We start from the raw sequence: 5,531 nt of genomic DNA on the forward strand, positions 1-5,531 counted from the left end.
TTCTTTGTAGTCACTTCGACCACTAAAGTAAAGGAGTCGGCCATGGCGATCGTCGACTGGCTCGGATCCACTGCGTTCAGCGCGTTCGGCGCACCCACATCGTGGGCCGAACTGCTCGGCTTCATCACCGGAGCATTGTGCGTCTACCTCGTTGCGCAGCAGAACATCTGGAACTGGCCGATCGGCATCGCGAACAACATCGTCTTCATCCTGCTGTTCCTGACCGCGGGCCTCTACGCCGACTCCGCACTGCAGGTCGTCTACATCGCGCTGGCCATCTGGGGTTGGTACCTGTGGGTCGCCGGCCGAGAGGCCGCGCCCCGCGCCGTCACCGGCACAAGCCGGCAGGAGTGCGCGGCACTTGTCGTGACCGGAGTGCTGGCGACCGCAGTTCTCACCGCAGTTCTGGCGCTGGCCACCGAGTCTGTCGTTCCGTTCTGGGACGCACTCACGACCACGCTGTCACTACTCGCCACGTGGGGGCAGGCCAAGAAGCGTTGGGAGTCATGGCTTCTCTGGATCACGGCCGATCTCATCTACGTACCGCTCTACTTCTACAAGGACCTCGTTCTCACCGCGGTGCTCTACGTCGGGTTCCTGGCGCTGTGCGTCATGGGTCTGCGGGCGTGGCGTCGGGACATGGCCGCGCCGTCGGTCACCGTTCCCGTTCTGCAGGGCTGACTCTCGTGTATCAACACGCTCTGGTGATCGGCAAGTTCTATCCCCCACACGCGGGGCATCACGCACTGATCCGGTACGCGGCCACAGTCGCCGAGGAGGTCACGGTGGTGGCGATGTCGTCGGCTGCCGAGTCCATCCCGTTGGCTCATCGTGTCGGGTGGCTGCGGGAATCGCACCGCGACAATGCGTCGGTGCAGATCACCGGGATCGTCTGCGATGCCCCTGTCGATCTGGAATCACGAGCGGTGTGGGCAGCACAGGTGGCGTGTATGCGCGCCGCCGTCGCACAGGTGTCGACTCATCGCATCGACGCGGTGGTGAGCAGCGAAAGTTACGGCAGACACCTGGCCACGTGGTTCGACGCCGCGCACGTGTCTTTCGACGCGGAACGTCGGCAACTGCCGATCTCCGGCACACGGTGTCGCGCCGACCTCGCCGAGTCCTGGACCTACCTGGACACGCCGACCCGGGTCGGCCTCACGACGCGTGTCGTCGTGCTGGGCTCGGAGTCCACCGGCACGACGACCGTCAGCCAGGCTGTGGCGCAGCACTTCCGCGATCGAGGCGGCATCTGGGCGTCGACGCAGTGGGTACCCGAGTACGGCCGGGATGCGACCGTCGAGAAGCTCGCACGACTTCAGGCCACGGCGCGGGGCGCCGACATGAACGATGTGACCTGGTCCGGTGACGACTTCGTCCACATCGCACGAACCCAGCAGGACCGCGAGGACACCGCGGCTCGCACCGGATCACCGCTACTGGTCTGTGACACCGACGCCTTCGCCACAACCGTCTGGGAGCGGCGGTATCTCGGCCCGCGCAGTCGCTGCGCGGCGGCCGAGGTGCGCGACTCCGGCAGCATCTATCTCATCACCGACCACGTCGATGTCCCGTTCGTCCAGGACGGCATCCGCGACGGTGAGCACGTGTGCGCGGAGATGACCGGGTGGTTCATCGACGCCCTGACGCGCAGCGGACGCTCGTGGGTGTTGCTGACCGGTAGCCTCGACGAGCGGATCGCACTGGCCATCCGGGTGGCCGACCAGGCACTGGCCGTACGGTCCACATTGTCCGACCCCCTGGAGATGTCATGACCTACGACGCCTCCGAGTTCCCGCCGTTCGCGGTCACCGTGGATCTCGCCGTCCTCACCCTTCGCGAGGGAAAGCTGTGCGCCCTGGTGGTCACCCGCGGGGAGGAACCCTTCCGAGGAAAGCCGGCGCTACCCGGTGGTTTCGTGCACATCGACGAGTCGACCGACGCGGCAGCGGTTCGCGAACTGGCCGAGGAGACCGGGGTGCGAACCTTCCCCGGGCACGTCGAACAGCTGGCCACCTACAGCGCGCCGGATCGCGACCCGCGGATGCGCGTGGTGTCGGTGGCGTACGTTGCGTTCGCCCCGGACCTGCCCGAGCCCGTGGCCGGGACCGATGCGGCCGACGCGACGTGGACTCCACTCGACGAGATGCCCCGCGATCTGGCGTTCGACCACCGGACCATTCTCGACGACGCCATTGAACGGGTTCGATCGAAGCTCGAGTACACCACCCTGGCAACCGAGTTCGTCGGCTCCACGTTCACTCTGCGCGAGTTGCAGACGGTCTACGAGACGGTGTGGGACGTGACCTGGGATCGCGCCAACTTCCGGCGAAAGGTGCTCGGCACCCCGGATTTCGTCCGACCGGTGGACGGCGAGACGGTCGCGACCGGTACGCGAGGACGGCACGCTCAGCTCTATCGCGCCGGCGAGGCCACCGCGCTGCATCCACCGATTCTGCGCGGTTAGTCGCCAGGGCGAGTAAGCAGCCGCCACCCGAATCGCCGCCACCGCCGAGCCCCGTTTTCGGTCACACGTACAGCGTTTGTAAGAATCGCGGTCTGGATCGCGTCGGGGGCGATCGAGCACTGCGACCGACCAGTCGGCCCCGGCACCTCAACAAGAGAGCCCACCACCATGGCCCGGTCTGTGCAGTCGGAACCGTCATTCCTGCGATGGCGATCGGCGTCGCGGATCCTCGTCGTCATCGGCGTGGTCACGGCGGTGGTTGCCATCGGATTCGCTGTGTTAGGACTCAGCTCAACCGGTTCGGACAAAGGTCCGAACGCCCTCGCGAACGACGCTGCGACTGCTCTCGATGCGGCAACCATCGTGACAATGTCCGTTCTGCTCCTTGCCGCCGCTCTGGGCAGGTTCACAGAGTGGGCACGGCGGTGGGAAGGCGTGTGCCTGCTGGGTATGGGCGTGCTGTCGATCACGGTGCTCATCTCGATTCGTCGATACGTTCCGCCACTCGAAGACGGTGACAGCACGGCGTCTATCACCGCGCTCTGTCTCGGCTTGTTCTCCGCGGTGTGTCTTGTCCTCGCGGTTGTCGCACGCCGAGGGGATACCGATACGTTTCCTTCGCGCGCTCAGCTTCGTCAGGTCCTCGTCGCCCTCTCGATCGGCGCCGGTGTCACCGCGGTGGCGCTGACCGGGTTCGCTCTCATACGGGCTGTCCCCGAACAGATCCAACTCGCCGACGAATCACCCCTTGTCGGACCCGCACGGTTGTCCTTCATGGTCGCCCTGGGCATGGCCGTTGCCGCGGCGATCATCATCTGGGTCACCCGGAGCTCCGGCGAGACGAACCGGCTCGTCACGGCACTGCTCACCGGTCTCGGCGCGGTGTTGTTGGCATGGCTCATCCTGTTCAAGCTGCCGGGGGCCCTGCACGAGGCGCACGACCTGGCTCTCGTCCCCGGCGTGCAGGAGTCGTCACCGATCGCACTGGTCGGCGTGATCGTCACTGCGGCAGGCGGAACAGCCGCAATCGGGCTGGTCGTCGAACAGTTCACCCGGTCGACGGGTGAGGTGCGTGCGATCAGCGCACCGACGACCGCTGTCGTCTGCATCGTCCTGGCAATAACTCTGATTGTCGGATCGTCCGCGGCCGCCGGTCTGTACCTACAGCAGGGGCGGAGTACGCACACCTCTCCGGCCGCCGCAGCCCCCGCGCGTGCCTATCCCACGGTGCCGGGCATGGCGGATTACCGGATCAGCCTGCGCGACAACCCAGCACGGTCCGTCGTGCCGACGGGCGACGGCTTCGCATTCTTCGACCGCGATTCGCTCGTGGCGTACGACGGCGTCACCGGACAACGGCGGTGGCACATCGACCTTGCGCTTCTCGATCGGACGATCCCCGGTCGTTCCAGCCGCCAGGGCCTGGACAACCATCGGTTCCTGCTGGCGAACGGCTCGGGTACCTCGAGCACCCTGACGATGGTCGGCGCGAACGACCGCGTCGTCACCGTCGACGCGATCACGGGGCGGACCCTGTGGTCGACCACGGACGACATCTACTTTCTCGACACCAGTCGACGGGCGACAGCGCGCAATGCACTGGTCGGCATCCGTACCCGGGGCAACCGGAGCGACATCGTCTCCCTCGACCCGCGCAGCGGAACGACGCTGTGGGCCCGCCCCACGTCGTCGAACTGCAGCCCGCGCGGCGACATCATCGGGACCGTCGTTGCCCTGACCGACCGGTGCGGACTGCGTGACCGCGTCGCGGTCGTCGACACCCGAACAGGTGCGGCCCAACCCACCACGAACGTCGGACACTCCGGTCCGATCAGTGCAGAGGGCGACGTCTTCGCGGTGGGTCCGTCGTCGGAAGTGACCGACGACGCGACGACCTCGTTGATCGACCCGACCTCGGGAGCGGTTGTCGAGAGCCTGGTCGGCGGCGGCCTGCGCTCAACCGTGCGCGCCGGCCAGTACCTCACCGCGTCCCCATCGGGTCAGCTCGAGATCCGAACGGTTGCTTCGCCGCGACGCATCAAGGTTTATCCCGGCTTCGAACCTGTGACGGCGAAAGCGCCTGCCGTGTGGATCGGCGCAGACCTGACAGCGATCACCATGAGCACGGTTTATGGCCCCGGAGTGGTGACGACAAATCCGCAGATCCCTGGAGGGATCGCGGAGATGCCGCTGCCCTGCCCACCGCGTTCCGACCGAAGTTCGCTGATCAACGTGCCGGGAGCGATGCTGGTGTTGTGCACCACGCAGGACCGTAGAGGAGCGTTCGAGATCGTCGGCAGCGGTGACTCGACGATGAATTGAAGCGTGCAAGTGCGATCTCTGTTGCAACCCCACCGAATGGCGGCATCATCGACCCATGACTGATTTCAACGACACCATCATCAACGAGTTCCGCAGCAACGGCGGTCATGTGGAGACCGCCGGTTTCGGCGACAAGCTCGTCGTCCTGCATTCCATCGGCGCCAAGAGCGGCGACGTGCGCCTGAACCCGCTGCTCGGGCTCCCCGAGGACGACTCTTGGCTGATCGTCGGTTCAGCCGCCGGATCGCCCAAGGACCCGGCTTGGGTACACAACCTGCGCGCCACCCCCGACATCGACGTCGAGGTGCCCGGCGACGGCGAGGTCACGACCATCAAGGTGCACGTCTCCGAGGTGCCCGACTCCGAATGGGCCGAGAACTGGAAGAAGTTCACCGACTTCTCCGACGGGTTCAAGGAGTACGAGAAGACCGCCGAGGGTCGCAAGTTCCCCATCTTCCGCCTGAACCCGGCCTGACCGCCCGCATCAGCCGGCCGGCGCGGTCGCCGGGGTCGAGCCCGACGCCGCCCAGGCCCCGTCCACACGGCTGACCGTCGTCGTGGAGCCGTCGGCGCCGGTCACCCGCAGCGTCGAGTCATCGACCCACTCGAGCTTCGTCGCGCGCAGGTCGGCACGGTACTGCTCGGCGCCGGCGGCCTTGTCACGGATGACGACTGTCCCGTCGCTCGCCGAGGCGATGTAGGTCCCCGCGGGCGAGCTGGTGTCGGACACCGACGACGCAGC

6 protein-coding genes are annotated in these 5,531 nt (G+C 66.5%); 5 read left to right on the plus strand and 1 reads right to left on the minus strand.

Annotated elements, in window-relative coordinates; all coding sequences use genetic code 11:
• The first annotated feature begins 42 nt into the window (after positions 1–42).
• From pnuC to JHC79_RS18610, 5 genes are all read left to right on the plus strand, one after another.
• A complete protein-coding gene (gene pnuC, locus JHC79_RS18590; RefSeq protein ID WP_296393596.1) occupies positions 43–681 on the plus strand; it encodes a nicotinamide riboside transporter PnuC in 639 nt (212 codons plus the stop codon).
• Positions 682–686: 5 nt separating this feature from the next.
• On the plus strand, positions 687–1,775 hold the full coding sequence (locus JHC79_RS18595; protein ID WP_296393598.1) for an AAA family ATPase: 1,089 nt from the start codon (positions 687–689) through the stop codon (positions 1,773–1,775).
• A complete protein-coding gene (locus JHC79_RS18600) occupies positions 1,772–2,467 on the plus strand; it encodes an NUDIX hydrolase (RefSeq protein WP_296393600.1) in 696 nt (231 codons plus the stop codon). Before JHC79_RS18595 ends, JHC79_RS18600 begins: the two co-directional genes overlap by 4 nt.
• 369 nt (positions 2,468–2,836) lie before the next feature.
• Positions 2,837–4,789, plus strand: coding sequence for a PQQ-binding-like beta-propeller repeat protein (locus tag JHC79_RS18605; protein ID WP_296393602.1), 1,953 nt, complete (start codon positions 2,837–2,839; stop codon positions 4,787–4,789).
• Positions 4,790–4,844: 55 nt separating this feature from the next.
• Positions 4,845–5,264: a nitroreductase/quinone reductase family protein gene (locus JHC79_RS18610; protein ID WP_296393604.1), complete on the plus strand. Its 420-nt coding sequence runs from the start codon at positions 4,845–4,847 to the stop codon at positions 5,262–5,264.
• 9 nt (positions 5,265–5,273) lie between these two features.
• On the opposite strand, the gene JHC79_RS18615 is transcribed toward JHC79_RS18610, so the two are convergent.
• Positions 5,274–5,531: hypothetical protein (locus JHC79_RS18615; RefSeq protein WP_296393606.1), on the minus strand; the 258-nt coding region annotated here is incomplete at its 5' end.

Source organism: Williamsia sp. (assembly GCF_016462415.1).
In the GTDB taxonomy this organism is placed as follows: domain Bacteria; phylum Actinomycetota; class Actinomycetes; order Mycobacteriales; family Mycobacteriaceae; genus Williamsia_A.